13 protein-coding genes are annotated in these 15729 nt (G+C 56.3%); 3 read left to right on the top strand and 10 right to left on the bottom strand.

Annotated elements, in window-relative coordinates:
- Nucleotides 1–128 precede the first annotated feature (128 nt).
- Nucleotides 129–1916: a methyl-accepting chemotaxis protein gene (locus ACW17M_RS02120; RefSeq protein WP_457546823.1), complete on the top strand. Its 1788-nt coding sequence runs from the start codon at nucleotides 129–131 to the stop codon at nucleotides 1914–1916.
- Nucleotides 1917–2016: 100 nt separating this feature from the next.
- Here ACW17M_RS02120 and ACW17M_RS02125 read toward each other — a convergent pair whose 3' ends face one another.
- Genes ACW17M_RS02125 through ACW17M_RS02145 form a run of 5 tightly spaced genes read right to left on the bottom strand, consistent with a single transcriptional unit; the run spans nucleotide 2017 to nucleotide 8050 of the window.
- Nucleotides 2017–2262: a formate dehydrogenase subunit delta gene (locus tag ACW17M_RS02125; RefSeq protein WP_027957890.1), complete on the bottom strand. Its 246-nt coding sequence runs from the start codon at nucleotides 2260–2262 to the stop codon at nucleotides 2017–2019.
- Between the two features lie 10 nt (nucleotides 2263–2272).
- The gene (gene fdhD, locus ACW17M_RS02130) at nucleotides 2273–3118 is read right to left on the bottom strand and encodes a formate dehydrogenase accessory sulfurtransferase FdhD (protein ID WP_457546824.1); all 846 of its coding nucleotides are present in this window, start codon (nucleotides 3116–3118) and stop codon (nucleotides 2273–2275) included.
- Nucleotides 3115–6006 carry a formate dehydrogenase subunit alpha gene (fdhF, locus tag ACW17M_RS02135; RefSeq protein WP_457546825.1) on the bottom strand — a complete coding sequence of 964 codons (2892 nt, stop codon included), beginning with the start codon at nucleotides 6004–6006 and terminating at the stop codon, nucleotides 3115–3117. Before fdhF ends, fdhD begins: the two co-directional genes overlap by 4 nt.
- Entirely contained in the window at nucleotides 6003–7559 is a 1557-nt protein-coding gene (locus ACW17M_RS02140) for a formate dehydrogenase beta subunit (protein ID WP_457546826.1), read from the bottom strand. The genes fdhF and ACW17M_RS02140 overlap by 4 nt, the downstream gene beginning before the upstream one ends.
- Entirely contained in the window at nucleotides 7556–8050 is a 495-nt protein-coding gene (locus tag ACW17M_RS02145; protein ID WP_457546827.1) for a formate dehydrogenase subunit gamma, read from the bottom strand. The genes ACW17M_RS02140 and ACW17M_RS02145 overlap by 4 nt, the downstream gene beginning before the upstream one ends.
- Before the next feature lie 129 nt (nucleotides 8051–8179).
- Here ACW17M_RS02145 and ACW17M_RS02150 point away from each other — a divergent pair, with 129 nt between their 5' ends.
- On the top strand, nucleotides 8180–9235 hold the full coding sequence (locus ACW17M_RS02150; RefSeq protein WP_457546828.1) for a substrate-binding domain-containing protein: 1056 nt from the start codon (nucleotides 8180–8182) through the stop codon (nucleotides 9233–9235).
- Between the two features lie 138 nt (nucleotides 9236–9373).
- Here the strand turns inward: ACW17M_RS02150 and ACW17M_RS02155 are convergent, their stop codons facing one another.
- From ACW17M_RS02155 to dctP, 3 genes are all read right to left on the bottom strand, one after another.
- A complete protein-coding gene (locus tag ACW17M_RS02155; RefSeq protein ID WP_009286147.1) occupies nucleotides 9374–10657 on the bottom strand; it encodes a TRAP transporter large permease in 1284 nt (427 codons plus the stop codon).
- Entirely contained in the window at nucleotides 10654–11160 is a 507-nt protein-coding gene (locus tag ACW17M_RS02160; RefSeq protein ID WP_457546857.1) for a TRAP transporter small permease, read from the bottom strand. Before ACW17M_RS02160 ends, ACW17M_RS02155 begins: the two co-directional genes overlap by 4 nt.
- A 62-nt stretch (nucleotides 11161–11222) precedes the next feature.
- A complete protein-coding gene (gene dctP, locus ACW17M_RS02165; protein ID WP_457546829.1) occupies nucleotides 11223–12248 on the bottom strand; it encodes a TRAP transporter substrate-binding protein DctP in 1026 nt (341 codons plus the stop codon).
- A gap of 555 nt (nucleotides 12249–12803) precedes the next feature.
- On the opposite strand from dctP, the gene ACW17M_RS02170 reads away from it, so the two are divergent.
- The gene (locus tag ACW17M_RS02170; RefSeq protein ID WP_400669517.1) at nucleotides 12804–13856 is read left to right on the top strand and encodes a GlxA family transcriptional regulator; all 1053 of its coding nucleotides are present in this window, start codon (nucleotides 12804–12806) and stop codon (nucleotides 13854–13856) included.
- Between the two features lie 99 nt (nucleotides 13857–13955).
- Here the strand turns inward: ACW17M_RS02170 and ACW17M_RS02175 are convergent, their stop codons facing one another.
- Nucleotides 13956–15218 (bottom strand): TRAP transporter large permease, encoded by a 1263-nt coding sequence (locus tag ACW17M_RS02175; RefSeq protein WP_457546830.1) that lies wholly within the window; start codon nucleotides 15216–15218, stop codon nucleotides 13956–13958.
- Nucleotides 15215–15712 (bottom strand): TRAP transporter small permease, encoded by a 498-nt coding sequence (locus ACW17M_RS02180; protein WP_141441498.1) that lies wholly within the window; start codon nucleotides 15710–15712, stop codon nucleotides 15215–15217. Before ACW17M_RS02180 ends, ACW17M_RS02175 begins: the two co-directional genes overlap by 4 nt.
- Nucleotides 15713–15729: the final 17 nt, after the last annotated feature.

A 15729-nucleotide genomic window follows, 5' to 3' on the forward strand; every position in this document is an offset into this window, starting at 1 on the left:
GTTGCTAATTATTTGAATCTTAAGTAAAAAAATAAAAAACTGGTAAAGTTCGTGCACTTTAGGTCGATAAGGCTCCTATAACTACTAAAAACTCTTCACTCAAGACTGACTCTGGAGCTTGCTCACATATGTCCACTCCTTCTGCTCCCAAACGAGCCCTGGGTTTACAAACCAAGGTGCTGATGCTTGTACTGCTCCCTCTTCTGTTAGTGACGGTTGTGCTGGTCGGGTTTAAAGCCTACAGCAGCGCCCAAGACACCCGCGATACGTTGGCAAACCAGCGTGAAATGCTGATTGAAGAGCGCCGCCATGCGGTGCGCGATATCGTCCAGATGGCGACTTCTGCCATCGAGCCCATTTACGAACAAGCCGGTGCCAACGATGAGGCAGCCAAGCAGCAGGTAGCCGAGCTGGTGCGTTCCATGCGCTTTGAAGATAACAACTACATTTTTATCTACGACTATGACGGTAACAATATCGTCACGGCGCCTGCACCGGAGCGTGAAGGTACCAACATGATCGACGCGCAAACCCCCGATGGCACTTATCTGATTCGCGAGATCATTCAGCTTGCTCAGAGTGGCGGGGGCTTCTACAGCTATATGTGGGATTACCCAGGTACCGACAGAATTGAACCCAAGCACTCCTTCGTTGACCGCCTTGAGAAATGGGACTGGCTCATTGGTGCAGGCGTTTATGTCACCGATGCTGACGATGCTATTGCCGAACTTGAAGCCGCGGCTGCCGCCGATTTGCGCCAGGGCATTATATTTGCCTCCTTGTTGGGTCTGGGTCTATTTGTTGTGATTGCACTGATAGCGTATGGCTTGGTGCGTCGCACGCTGGGGCCGATCAAGCGCACTACTGCGGCTATGCACGATATTGCCCAGGGACGCGGTGATTTAACCCGTCGCTTAGCGGTTGAAAGCGGTGACGAAATTGGCGAGCTTAGCGTTCAATTCAACGCCTTTGTAGCGCGGATGCAGAACACGCTTCGTGATGTACGCAGCAGTACGCTCAGCGTGCACCAGGCCGCGGGGGAGATATCACAAAGCTCTGATGAGCTTGCCACCCGTACCGAGCAGGCGGCCGCGAACCTGCAACAAACCTCAGCTTCCATGGAAGAGATCACCTCGACCGTTAATCACAGCGCCGACAATGCCCAGCAGGCCAATACGCTGGTGCAGTCTACTGCTGATGTAGCCCGCGAAGGTGAGACCTCGATGGGGCAGGTGGAAAGCACCATGAGCGATATTAACGACTCCGCGTCGCGCATCAGTGACATCATCAGCATGATCGATTCGATTGCCTTCCAAACCAATATTTTGGCGCTTAATGCCTCGGTGGAAGCCGCAAGGGCAGGTGAGCATGGCCGCGGCTTTGCCGTGGTGGCACAAGAAGTTAGGGTTCTGGCCAGTCGTTCCAGCGATGCTTCCAAAGAGATTCGTGCGCTTATCGATGCATCGGTTCAGCACACTAACTCCGGTGCAAAGCTGGTGCGCAGTGCCGGTGATACCATGCGTGAGATTGTCTCCAGCGTAGCGAAAGTCACCGATGTGATCGGTGAGATCACCGCTGGCGCTAAAGAGCAGAGCAGCGGTATTGGCCAGATCAACACTGCCGTGGCTGAAATGGACACCATGACCCAGCAGAACGCCGCCATGGTGCAGGAGTCCACCACCGCCGCCGCCAATATGCGCCGCCATGCGGAGCACCTGAGCCAGTTAATCAACTCCTTCGTACTTGGTGACGATGAGCCCACGCCGCGGCACGAAGCGCTAGCGTCTCCGGCCCCTCAGCAACGTGGCAGTGCTAGCGCCATGAAGCGCCCTGCGCTTTCATCGCACTCCTCATCACAGCCATCGTCAAAGCCCTCACCGGCAAAGCATGCTGCAGATGAGTGGGAAGAGTTCTAACGTTCGCTACCAGTGCTTGTGATATCAGCGCTTGGGAAAGATGGGTATAAAAACGGGGCTTGCCATTTGGCAAGCCCCGTTGCGTTAACGATAGTGATGCTTATCCGGCATGCCGCCTGGCCAGTCCTTCAGCCAACAAGATGACGGCCCGCTTTGCCAGCGGTGAAAGCGGGGCATCCTCGCGTTCCAGTGTGGCGACCAGGCGATGCTTCATTGACCGTGCCCAGAAGGTTTCCAGGTGGCGGCAGGTGGCCGCGGCGGCCGTTTCTTCATCACGACCGCCGCCCAGGTTAGCGGCGATCTGGTTGGTCATGTGAATCAGCTGGTTATCGTGGTGCGACGACATGGTGTATCTCCTAAGCCGTGGCCATTGCCGCCGTAGCGGGTCGATGGTAGATCAAATGGCGACCGGGCCGTGCAAAGCCTGCTAACAGCAGCCCTGACGCCTGAGCCTGTTCCACCGCCAGGGCGGTGGCCGCCGAGACCGCCACCAGGGCACCAATGCCGGCACTGGCGCACTTGTGAACCATCTCGTAGCTGGCGCGACTGGTGACCAGTGCGAATCCTTCCCCGAGGGGAAAGGCCTCGTGGGCGAGCGCACCGATCAGTTTGTCCAGGGCGTTGTGCCGACCGACATCCTCGCGCAGTTGTCTAATGTTCCCCCAAACATCGCACCAGGCGGCACCGTGGCTGGCGCCAGTGGCCGCCTGCAGCGGTTGGTGGGCGGACAGCTCCCGCAGGGAACGCTGGATGGCGGCATCACTCAACGGCGGCGCCATGACATGGGGAATCGGCCGTATGGCCTGCTCCAGGGCTTCGGTGCCGCATAGCCCGCAGCCAGTGCGTCCTGTCAGGCTTCGCCGCCGCTGTTTGAGCTCGGCCATTCGCTGGCTGGCAATAGTGAGATGAATGGTGAGGCCTTGAGGCTGTTCGTGGATGTCTAGATCGTAGCACTCGTCAACGTTTGCCAGGATACCTTCGGAAAGGCTGAAGCCCAGGGCAAACTCCTCAAGATTCGTCGGGCTGGCCATCATCACTGCGTGGGAGATGCCGTTGTAGACCAGTGCCACTGGCCTTTCCAATGCCAGTAGATCCTCCTGGGCATCGGCGTACCAGCCGTTGGTACCCCGGTGCACTTCCACCCGCTGGCGCATCAGGGCTGCTTGCGGCGCTGGCGCCGTGCCGTTCATAGGTGAACTCATGGAACCTCCTGCTGGGCCTTGGCCAGGTAATCACGCTGGGCCAGGTCGAAGGCGCTAAAGCGTTGCTGCCAGGCCGAAGGTTGGCTGACCTTCTCCACCTGCACTGCCGTGACCTTGTACTCCGGGCAGTTGGTGGCCCAGTCCGAGTTGTCCGTGGTGATGACGTTGGCGCCACTGCCGGGGTGGTGGAAAGTGGTGTAAACCACGCCTGGCTGCATACGCTCGCTGAGCCGGGCACGCAGCACCGTCTGGCCAGCACGGCTGGTGATGCCCAGCCAGTCGCCGTCGCGGATGCCGCGCAGCTCGGCGTCAGAAGGGTGTAGCTCCAATACGTCCTCGTCGTGCCAGCGCTGGTTGTCGGTGCGCCGGGTCTGAGCTCCGACGTTGTACTGGCTAAGGATCCGGCCGGTGGTGAGCAGTAGCGGGAAGCGGCGGTTGGCCCGCTCCTCGGTGGCCACGTACTCGGTAATCGCAAAGCGGCCCAGCCCGATGGGGAACTCAACCTCGTGCATGGTCGGCATGCCCAGCGGGTACTCGGCGTTGCAGGGCCACTGCAGGCTGCCGTGTTCCTCCAGCTTGGCGTAGCTGACGCCCGCGAAGCTTGGCGTCAACTGAGCGATCTCGTCCATGATTTCGGAAGGGTGGGTATAGTGCATCGGGTAGCCCAGCGCATTGGCCAGATCCTGGGTGACTTGCCAGTCTTCCTTGCCTGCCAGCGCCGGCATCACCTTGCGCACCCGGTTGATGCGCCGCTCGGCGTTGGTGAAGGTGCCATTCTTCTCCAGAAAGCTTGAACCCGGCAGCAGTACGTGGGCGAACTTGGCCGTTTCATTGAGGAAGATATCCTGCACGATCAGGCAGTCCAGCGACGTGAGCGCCGCCTCGACGTGCTGAGTGTTGGGATCGGACTGGGCAATATCCTCGCCCTGAACATAAAGCGCCTTAAAGGTGCCTTCGATGGCAGCATCGAACATGTTGGGAATGCGCAGCCCCGGCTCGTCGTCCAGTTTCACGCCCCACACGGCCTCAAAGCGGCCGCGGGCGATAGGGTCGGCCACGTGCTGGTAGCCAGGCAGCTCATGGGGGAAGGAGCCCATGTCACACGAACCTTGGACGTTGTTCTGGCCACGCAGCGGGTTGACACCCACGCCTTCGCGACCAATGTTGCCGGTGGCCAAGGCCAGGTTGGCAATGCCCATCACCATGGTCGAACCCTGGCTGTGTTCGGTGACGCCCAGCCCGTAGTAGATGGCACCGTTGCCTGCCATGGCGTAGGTGCGCGCGGCTTGGCGCACGGCCTCGGCGGGTACGCCGGTAATCGCTTCGGTGGCCTCCGGGGAGTGGCGCGGTTCAGCAATAAACTCACGCCAGCTGTTATAGGCATCGGTGTCGCAGCGCTTGGCCACGAACGCCTTGTCTTCCAGACCTTCCGTCACCACCACGTGACCCAGCGCGTTGACCAGCGCCACGTTGGTGCCCGGGCGCAGCGGCAGATGTTGGGCCTCGCTCATGTGCGGGGTCTTTAAAAGGTCGATACGGCGAGGGTCGGCGACGATCAGCTTCGCCCCCTGGCGCAGGCGTTTGCGCATCAGCGAGCCAAACACCGGGTGGGCATCGGTGGGGTTGGCGCCGATCACGATAATGGCGTCCGCCTTCATCACCGAATCAAAGGTCTGGGTACCAGCGGATTCGCCCAGCGTGGTCTTCAGGCCGTAGCCGGTGGGCGAGTGGCAGACCCGTGCGCAGGTGTCGGTATTGTTGTTGCCGAATGCAGCGCGAATCAGCTTCTGCACCAGATAGGTCTCTTCGTTGGTGCAGCGCGACGAGGTGATGCCGCCGATGCTCTCGCGGCCGTGCTCGGCCTGAATCGCCTTGAGACGGGTTGCGGCAAAGCCGATCGCCTCTTCCCAGCTTACTTCGCGCCATGGCTGGTCGATGCTGTCGCGGATCATCGGTGTGGTCAGGCGATCCGGGTGGGTGGCGTAGCCAAAGGCGAAGCGCCCCTTCACGCAGGAGTGGCCGTGGTTGGCGTCGCCGCCCTTGTAGGGCACCATGCGAACCAACTGATCGCCCTTCATCTGGGCTTCGAACGAGCAGCCCACCCCGCAGTAGGCGCAGGTGGTCACCACGCTTCTATCCGGCACGCCGTGATCGATCACGCTTTTTTCCATCAGCGTGGCCGTGGGGCAGGCCTGCACGCAGGCCCCGCAGGAGACACAGTCCGAGTCCATGAAGGCGTCGTTCTGGCCCGCCGACACCTTGGAGTCGAACCCGCGGCCATCGATGGTTAGCGCGAAAGTACCCTGGACTTCGTCGCAGGCGCGCACGCAGCGTGAACAGAGGATGCACTTGCTGGGATCGAAGCTGAAGTAGGGGTTAGAGTCGTCCTTGACGGATTTCAGGTGGTTCTCGCCCTCAAAACCGTAGCGTACTTCGCGCAGGCCCACGCTACCGGCCATATCCTGCAGCTCGCAGTCGCCATTGGCGGGGCAGGTCAGGCAGTCCAGCGGGTGGTCGGAGATGTAGAGCTCCATCACGTTGCGACGCAGCTTGGCCAGCCGTTCGTTCTGGGTGGTCACCTTCATACCTTCAGCAACGGGCGTGGTGCAGGCGGCGGGCAGGCCGCGGCGTCCCTCCACCTGCACGGCGCACAGCCGGCAGGAACCGAAGGGCTCCAGGCTGTCGGTGGCGCACAGTTTGGGAATGTTGATATCCGCCAGCGCCGCCGCGCGCAGTACCGAGGTGCCTTCCGGCACATTGATTGTCACGCCGTCGATATCAAGGCTCACCGAGGCAGTGCCGACGGCCTGAGCAGGGAAGGGCGTGCCGAGGTCTTTGCTATGCCCGGCGTTGCTGGCATGCTGGCTGGGGTCGAAGTGCTGAATCATGATTTGTCTCCGTTCGCCGCTCGCTGGAAATCCTCAGAAAAGTGTTTCAGGGCGCTCTGCACCGGGAAGGGGGTCATGCCGCCCATGGCGCAGAGCGAGCCGTCTACCATCGTTTCGCAAAGATCACTCAGCAGGGCGAGGTTGGCCTCGCGATTGTCGTTGGCGCGAATGCGATCGATCACCTCCACGCCACGGGTCGAGCCGATACGACAGGGTGTACACTTGCCGCAAGACTCCTCCTTGCAGAACTCCATGGAGAAGCGCGCCTGCTCGGCCATATCGACGCTGTCATCGAACATCACCACGCCGCCGTGACCGACGCCTGCACCGACCTCGGCGAATGTTTCGTAATCCAGCGGTATATCCCACTGGCTTTCGGGCAGGTAGGCACACAGCGGGCCGCCGACCTGCACGGCGCGCAGCGGTCGGCCGCTTGCCGTGCCGCCACCGAACGCTTCCATCAGGGTGCGCAGGGTGGTACCAAACGCCAGCTCTACCAAGCCGCCGCGCTGAACGTTGCCCGCCAACTGAAGCGCCAGGGTGCCCCGGGAGCGGCCCATGCCATGGGACGCGTAGGCCTCGGCACCTTCGGCGAGGATAAACGGCACTGCAGCTAAAGAGAGCACGTTGTTGACCACGGTAGGGCGGCCGAACAGGCCCTCAATGGCGGGCAGCGGTGGCTTGAAGCGCACCAGCCCGCGCTTGCCCTCCAGGCTTTCCAGAAGCGATGTCTCTTCGCCGCAAATGTACGCCCCGGCGCCCAGACGTACTTCCAGATGGAAGGCGCGGCCGCTGCCGCGGAGGTCGTCGCCGAGATACCCGGCCTGTTCGGCGCGGCGGATGGCCTCGTCGAGGATCTCTTTCGCTAGCGGATACTCCGAGCGTAGGTAGATATAGCCTTGGGTGGCGCCCACCGCGAGGCCGGCAATCGCCATGCCCTCGATCAGCATGTAGGGGTCGCACTCCATCACCAGACGGTCGGCGAAGGTGCCGGAGTCGCCTTCATCGGCATTGCAGACGATGTACTTCTGATCGGCTGGCGTATCGAGCACCGTCTGCCACTTGATGCCGGTGGGGAATGCCGCCCCGCCGCGTCCGCGAAGCCCCGAGGCTTTGACTTCCTCGACGATATCCTGGGGCTCGCGTTGCAGCGCAGCCTCCAAGCCGCAAAAACCGTTATGGGCGCGATAATCCTCAATCGATAACGGGTCAGTAATACCGATGCGCGCGAAAGTCAGCCGCTGCTGGCGGGCGAGGTAGTCAATTTCTTCCGTGGGGCCCTGCGCCAGTGGGTGGCTGACGCTGCCTTCCAGCAGGCCGCTATCGAGCAGCGCGGTGACATCGCCGGGGGCTACCGGGCCGTAGGCGAACCGGCCGATGGGGGTGTCGACTTCCACCAGTGGCTCAAGCCAGCTCAGCCCGCGGGAGCCATTGCGCACCAGCGTGATGGGTTGGCCGCGTGCGGCTGCCTCCCTCTCCAGTCGGCTGGCGATCGTATCGGCGCCCAGCGAAAGCGCGGTGGTATCGCGGGGTACATAAACGCGGACGCTCATCCCATCACCTCCAGCGGCCGGGTTTGTAGCTCATCTATCAATTCATCGAAGGCTTCCGGCGTGACGCGGCCGCGTACGCTGTCGTCCACGCGGATCGACGGGCCGCAGGCGCAGTTGCCCAGGCAGTAAACGGCTTCAAGGGTAATTTCGCGATCCGCCGTGGTCTGGTGGTAGTCGACCCCCAGACGCGCTTTGGCGTGGGCCTCGAGCTGGCGCGCCCCTACCGACTGGCAGGCCTCGGCGCGGCAGATCTGCACTACGTGGCGCCCCGGCGGCGTGGTGCGAAAGTGGTGGTAGAAGCTGATGACGCCGTGCACTTCGGCACGTGTCTGGTGGAGGCTATCGGCGATGATCGGCACTGCTGCCTCAGGAATAAAGCCGATGCGATCCTGAAGGGCGTGGAGGATCGGCAGTAGGGCGCCGGGCTTGTGCTTCAGGGCGTCGACTGCGGCCTGAATCGCCTGCGGCGCCCACTCCTGGGAATGGTTCATGATGCCTTCCTCACTACTGTTTATTATGTTTTAAATATGCACTACTTTTCATATTTAAAAAGACGTGCATCACGGTTGATCTAACGCTAGCATCAAGTTAATCACTGCAAAATATGAAATTGTTTGCCTATGAAACGGATCAAGGTAACGCCCACCTGGTGCTTTAGCGATGAAGATGGGCACCGTCTCGATACCAACCTTCTGCGCCTGCTGGGGGCGGTGCATCGTCATGGCAAGTTGACCCATGCTGCCGAAGAGGCGGGTATTTCCTATCGCCATGCGTGGAATTTGCTGCGCCAGGGCGGAGAGTTTTTTGGTGTCACCTTGGTAGAAATGGCGCGTGGGCGAGGGGCGCGGTTATCGCCGCTGGGTGAAAAGCTGCTATGGGCCGAACAACGCGCCACCGCTCGGTTAAGCCCGCAGCTTGATAGCCTGAGCTCAGAGCTTAACCTTGCCATCCAGCAGCACCAGGAAGGTGTGCACCCCGTACTGCGTCTCCACGCCAGCCACGGTTTTGCGATAGAGCTGCTGCCGCAGCATTTGGGGGATCTGCAGCTTGACCTGCAGTACTGCAGCCCTCTGGAAGCGTTGGCGGCGCTTAACCGCAATAGCTGCGATCTGGCGGGTTGCCATCTTCCCAGAGGCGCGGTGGGCGAGAGCATGCGGCGCAAATACCGCCGACTGCTCAAGCCTCGCTATCATCGGCTGGTAGGTTTTATCGCCCGCCAACAGGGGCTAATGGTGGCGCCGGGTAACCCGTTGGGGATTGATGGCGTTGCAGCGCTGGCCGACAGGCCGGTCACGTTTATAAACCGGCAGGCGTCGTCGGGAACCCGGGAACTGCTGGATGGCCTGCTGGCCGAGGCGGGTATTGCTGCATCCAAAGTGAACGGTTATGAGATTGAGGAGTACACCCACTCGGCGGTGGCGGCCTATGTAGCGGCGGGAATGGCGGATGCAGGCTTCGGTGTCGAGGCAGCTGCGCAGCGTTTTGGACTTGATTTTGTGCCGCTGGCCACCGAAGACTACTTGCTGGCCTGCCACAAACGCTCCCTGAAAGAGCCTAAATTTGACGACTTTTTGCAAGCGCTGCGCAGCGCTTCCTTCCAGGAGGCGGTGCAGCGCCTGCCGGGTTATAGCCCGAGCCAGTGTGGCTGCGTGATCGAGCTTGCCAGCTTTTTATAAGGTCGCGCTGGTTGGAAGAGTGTCAGAGGTAGCTACGTTGGTGTAAGTATCATGAGTATCGCATTTAAACTATAGGCTCTCTCTTTAGCTAGAGAGGGCCTATATTTCAGCAATATCATTTAGTGGCTTGCGGTTATTCTAAAAGGTAGTGACCCACAAAATGATGTTAGGAAATAGTGTAAATACTCCTATGGCGCCAAGTAAAATAAGCCAGTAAGGCAAGGAGGCCTTTGCTGCAGATGTTAAATTAACTTCATTTTTAGAAATGGATGATAGGACAAAAAGATTGAGTCCTACGGGCGGCGTTATCATACCGATCTCTATAAGTAGCGTGACAATAATACCGAACCAGATGGGGTCGAACCCTAAGCTTGTGATCATCGGGAAGGTGATGGGGAGGGTCATGAGGAGCAGTGATATACCATCAAAGAAACAACCTAGCACGATATAGACGATGACGATCATCAGCAGTATGCCATATGGGCCTAGCCCAAAGTTGCCAATCGTTTCGACTGCAGTACGAGGAATGCCTAGTAGGCTGACGGCTTGAGAAAGGATCACTGTACCAATCAAAATCATACCGATAGCGGTAAACATGATCGAGGCGTGCTTAAACGCCTGCCATAGTCTTTTGAAGGTTAAATCGCCCCATGTTAAACCTAAAACGATACTGGCCACTACGCCCAAAGCCGCCGACTCCGTAGGCGTCGCGATCCCCAGGTAAATAGTTCCCAGCACGAAGAAAATAAGTACGGGAAGAGGCCATATCTCCTTGAGTCCAGTTATTACGTGCTTGAAGGTCACTTTCTCTTTAAACGTAGGGGTTACTGGCTCGCCAATTTTAGAGCGGATCATGATCCATGTGGAAAAGGCGGCAGCAATGAGTAAGCCTGGCAGCATACCAGCGATAAAGAGTTGGCCGATAGAGACGTTTTGAGTCGCTCCGTAGATGATCAATGCCAAGCTGGGAGGAATGAGAAGCCCAAGGGTGCCCCCTGCAGCTAACGTACCCACCACTACACTTGGCTTATACCCACGTTTTGTCAGTTCAGGATAGCCAACTGCGCCTATGGCGGCTGCGGTAGAGGTGCTTGACCCGCTAACCGCACCAAACAGCGTGCAGACGGCGATGTTGGTATGGAGTAATTGCCCTGGAACACGCGCGAACAGAGGGGTTAGGCCGTTATAAACGCGTTTTGACACGCCGCTTGCGAGAAGTATTTCACCTAAAAATATGAATAGAGGAACTGCGCTTAGCGTAAAATCCGTTAGCATGTTCCAAGTTGCGTTAATCGCCAAGGGGGTGGCGCCGTTAGCTTGAAAGTGAAGCAGGAGTAGACCCGTAAGCCCCAGCGCCGCCCCTAGGATTGCGCCACTGGTTAAAAATAGAACTAGCGCCCCGCTCAAGAGTAACCAGCTCATATCGCATCCTCCGCTGAGGCAGTGTCTGTCGTGGGCTGTTTAAAACCATGGCTGAGCTGAACCAAGATGCACAGCATCATGGAGAAAGGCATGATGGCCATCCACGGCCATAAGAGAATGCTACTGATATCCGTACGCGAATTGAGCGAGAACGAGAAGTTCATGAAATTCCAGGACTCAAAGGCGAAGATGGCGCAGAACGTGAGTAATACGACGACGCCAATAAAGTCCATTATCCTCGCGATCCCTGCTGGCATCAGGTTGACGAGTATCTCTATGCGTATGTGGCGGCCCTTATTGAGCACATAAGGTAGACAAAGGAAGGTCAATGTTAAGAACAGCAGCCCCGCCAGCTCATCGGAAAAACGCAAAGGATGACCACCCAGATAGCGCATCAAGGTGCTGACGAATATCAGTGCCGTCATCGCGATACCGCTCATGACGCCCAATAGAAAGAAGGCATAGGCGGTATGGTTCAGTACAGTGTTGATTTTTCTCATCATCACGATTAGCTCCAAAAAGAAAGAGCCAATAGGTATTGGCTCTCGATTGGTTTATGTACCCATTACTCTTCGGAGATCGCTTGGGTGACTGTCTCGTAGTAGCGTGTGCCGTCCTCGCCTGCGTTTTCCGCCATGGCTTGCCACGCCTGCCAAGCGGCGTCTACAAAGGTTTCGACGTCATCATCTGAGAAGTCGGGAAGCATGGTGATTCCCAATTCTTTACGCTCTTGACGCGCCTGCGCTTCGCGCTCTGGATCAACAGCAGTGGCGCGGGTCTCGTTCCAAATCTCTTCACCGGCTTCTTCCAGAGCCTGACGTTGGTTGTCGTTGAGGCGGGATAGCGCTTGTTTACTGATACCAAAGAGCCATGGGGAGGCTGCCCAAGGGTGTAAGCAAGACTCGTACTCGGTGACTTCTTGAAGCGAAACGGTGGGGGCCACGGTAGATAAGTAATAGGCACAATCTACAACGCCTGTTTGAAGTGCCATATACATATCGTTTTGCGGAATGACTTGAGCTGAAATGCCCAATAATTCAAAAGTATCCACAAGGTGTCTGGACCAGACGCGGACTTTTTTATCCTCTAGGTCTGCCAAGGAGTGTACCGGCTCTTTGCAGTGCAAACCTACATCGAAAATAGGAGCAACGACGCCACCAACGATTTGAATATCCCAATCTGAGAAGCCGTCTTCATAGAGTTCCCTGATTACATCAAGAATTTCGTCATGTTGGGAAGATTCCGTAATGGCGCCCTGAGCATATACAGATGCCAAGGCAGGCGCATCACGTGTGTAATATTCACCATACAGTAGTGCCATATCGACCATGCCCTGCTGCAATACTCTCAGCATGTCGGCTTCTTTAAGACCTAAGGCGCCTGCATGGTAGACTTCGATGTCAAGCTCGCCATCTGACTTTTCACTCACTAAGCTAGCGAATCTGTTGATCTGCTCTGCTTCAGGGCGAGATTGTGAAAGCCCGCTATGGAATTTCAACGAGATGTTCTCTGCCTGGACACTCCCGATGGTTGTTAAGGACAAAAGAGTTGCAGCGCCCAGAGTAACTTTTTTGCTTTTAGGATTATTCATAAGTTTATTTCTCAGAGGACAGGGGGATGGATTTTCATCTTGAATCAGTTACGACTTTCGAAAAGGTATTTTTTGCGACACTAAGGGCCTAAATAGCGACATTTGATGAACTTTTAAAAAGTACGTGGCGATGGGTATGTTTTTGTTATCTGACGAAGTAAGGCGAGAGGAAGATTCGCGCCGCGGGACGCTAGAGGCTAAGGTTGTGTTAGTAGTAGGCTCATGAGTGAAAATGACAAAGCCATCTCTACCCAGTGCGATATCGAAAAGTTCAGTGAAAGCCGACTGATGTAATACTCGATTGGCTAGTACGGCTGAAATTCGTACTTTTACTATAAGGTATTTAAATAATATAACTATTTTTTACTTTTTAACCAGCCATGTAGGGTTCGTGTAAATTGTTCAACTTGATACAAGGTTGGGCAGGTTTTACATGGTTGGGTTTGAGATCTTGTGGTGTTGGTGAATTCTAATTATCCTGATTTTATTGGTTTATTTTTCCATGGCGTGATTTTTGCTTAACAATAACTATGACTTAAAAAATTGAGGTTCATCATGAAGGATAAATTCTCAAGCATATTGAAAAATAAAAACATGGCTTACATTTCTTCGACTGACTCTTTAGGGAAGCCTAAGATAACAAAAAAAGTAGCTTTTATACTGCTAGAGAATTTTTCAATGATGGCTTTCACTGGCGCTGTGGATGCACTCGTTACAACGAATTTAATGCAATCTACTACGATGTATGAGGTCTTGGTGGTGGGTAGCGAGGCACCTGCAACGGTTTCTGACTTAGGTATTGAGGTGGCCGCGGATTATTCGTTAGACAAGTTCGATGCTACAAGCCTCAATATTGATGTGTTGATTGTATGCGGTGGCCTGCGTGTACTTCCTAAAACAACCCTCCTACTGCGCAGCAAACTGAGGCATGCCGACAGCAAAGACATGATGTTAGGAGGGTTATGGAACGGCGCCTACTTCCTTGCAGAGGCAGGATTATTGAACGGCTACCAGTGTGCTTATCATCCTGATGGCCGCGCGATGATGGCAGAGCAGTTCTGGGATGTATCGGTATCTAGCCGTAGCTTTATTGTGGATCGTAATCGTATCAGCTGTGCCGGGGCGAGTAGCTCATTGAGCATGATGCTTGAAGTAGTCAGAACTGATTGTGGCAATGAGGTGGTCAGTGCAGTTGAAGAAATGCTTAGCTGTGATAAGGGCTTAGACTCCCCAGATATTTCAACGATAGGTGTCGATCAAAACCTCACTCTGCCAGAAAAATTGAAAATATCGCTGCAATTGATGAAAAATAATATTGAAGAGCCTTTATCCATATCCGAAATAGCTAATTGGGTTAATATTTCGAGACGCCAGTTAGAACGTATGTTTGGTAATTACGTTAATGCTAGCCCTTCTCGATACTATATGGAACTTCGTCTAACGCGTGCGCGCCAGCTCCTTCAGCAAACTAACAAGCCCGTTGCCGAAGTGGCAGTTGCCACCGGTTTTGTGAGTATCTCTCATTTTCGCAGCTGTTTTTTCCAGCTCTTTGAAGTAACACCGGGACAGTTTCGAAAGTCGTGCCAAGCTGGCGAACATTCAATGTGAACTTCTTATTTGAATTCAAGATGAATGCACTGAGGCCAGATAAGCGCCACCTTAAAAAGAGAGCCAATAAGGCTCTCTTTAAAAAGTGCAAACGCTGGCTTAACCACCCGACCAACCCAACATAATCGGCACGTAAACCACTAACAGCAGCACCCCGATGAGCCCCAGCAGGTAAGGGATGATTGCGCGGGTAATGCGCTCCAGCGGTAGCTGGGTGATTGATGAGGCCACATAGAGGTTGATCGCCACCGGTGGGGTAATCATACCGATGGAGAGCCCCACCACGATAATCAAACCAAAGTGGATCGGATCAATCCCCAGCTGCAGCACCAACGGCAACAGCACCGGGGTGAGGATAATCAGCGCACTGGCGGTCTCAATAAACACCCCAGTGAGCAGAATAATCCCCACGATCAGCAGCATAATCACATAAGGGTTGGTAGAGAGCGACAGCACGGCCTGGGCAATCGCCCCCGGCACTTGCCAGCTAGACAGCGTCCAGCTCAGCACCGCCGACATGGCAATCACCAGCATAATCACCGCGGTGGTCATCGCTGAACGGATCAGCAGCTTATAAACCTGCGGCAGGGTTAGGTCACGATACACAAACAGTGATACCAGCATGGCGTAGTTCACCGCCACCACGGCCGCCTCTGAAGGGGTGAAGATGCCCGAGAAGATACCACCCAGGATAATTACCGGCGTCATCAATCCCCAACTGGCGTCTTTAAAGGTCGTCCAGATGGTTGCCAGCGAGAGTGGCGTACCTTTGGGGTACTGGCGCTTATAGGCTTGAGCAATGGCAATGGTCATTAATCCTAACCCCATCGCCAAACCCGGCAAAAAACCGTTTAAAAACAGCTTGGAAACGGACTGCTGAGCAATCACCGCGTAGATGATCATCGGCACCGAGGGCGGGATCACCACCCCGATGGTACCGCTGGCGGCGATCAAGCTGGCTGCTGAGGCCGGGTCATAGCCTTTGCGTTTTAGTTCAGGCACCAGACTGGAACCCACCGCTGCGGTGGTCGCGGCGCCAGAACCGGAGATTGCCGCAAAGAACATGCCCGCCATCACCGAGACCACCGAGAGCCCGCCGCGCATAAAACCGACCAGCGAATCGGCAAAGCTGACCAGCTTCTCGCTCACCTTACCCTGGGCCATTAAATCCCCAGCGAGGATAAACATCGGGATCGCCACCAGGGCAAAGGAGTTGATGCCCTGGAACATCTGCTGGGTGACCACCATCAGCGGCACGCCGGATTGATAGAGCGCATAGAGCGTGCTGGCGCCAATCGCAAAGGCAATTGGCACGCCCAGCAGCATAAACAGGAAGAACAGCCCAAACAGCAGCAGCGTCATAGCGACTCCTCCTGGGGTTGGGAGGTTTCACCGTTAATCAGCAGCTCGATGATATCGACCAGCGCATACCACGCCATAATCGCTGCGCAGATCGGCATCACCGCGTAGACGTAGGTCATCGAAAGCCGCAGCGAGGCGGATTTCTGAAAGCTCTGTACCTGCATATAGCGGTAGCCGATAACGATCAGCGTGATCATGAACGCCAGCACTACCAGCAGGGCGGCAATACGTGCGATTTGGCGCAGGCGGCCGGGCAGGGCATCCACCACAAAGGTCACGGCAATATGCCGCCCGCGCTGAAACGCCAAGGTGCCGGCTAAGAAGGTGATCCACACCAGCAGAAAGCGGGCGACCTCTTCAGTCCAGCCGACGGCGGTGAATAGCACACGAGAGACGATCTGCAGGGTAATCACCCCAATCAGCGCCGCCATGCCCGCAAAGACCACGGGCTGTAGAATGGCGTCCAGAAAGCGTTCAGTACGCTGTAGCAACATTACCAATGGGTGCGTGT

The sequence above is a fragment of the Vreelandella sp. 2A-K22 genome, assembly GCF_054065485.1.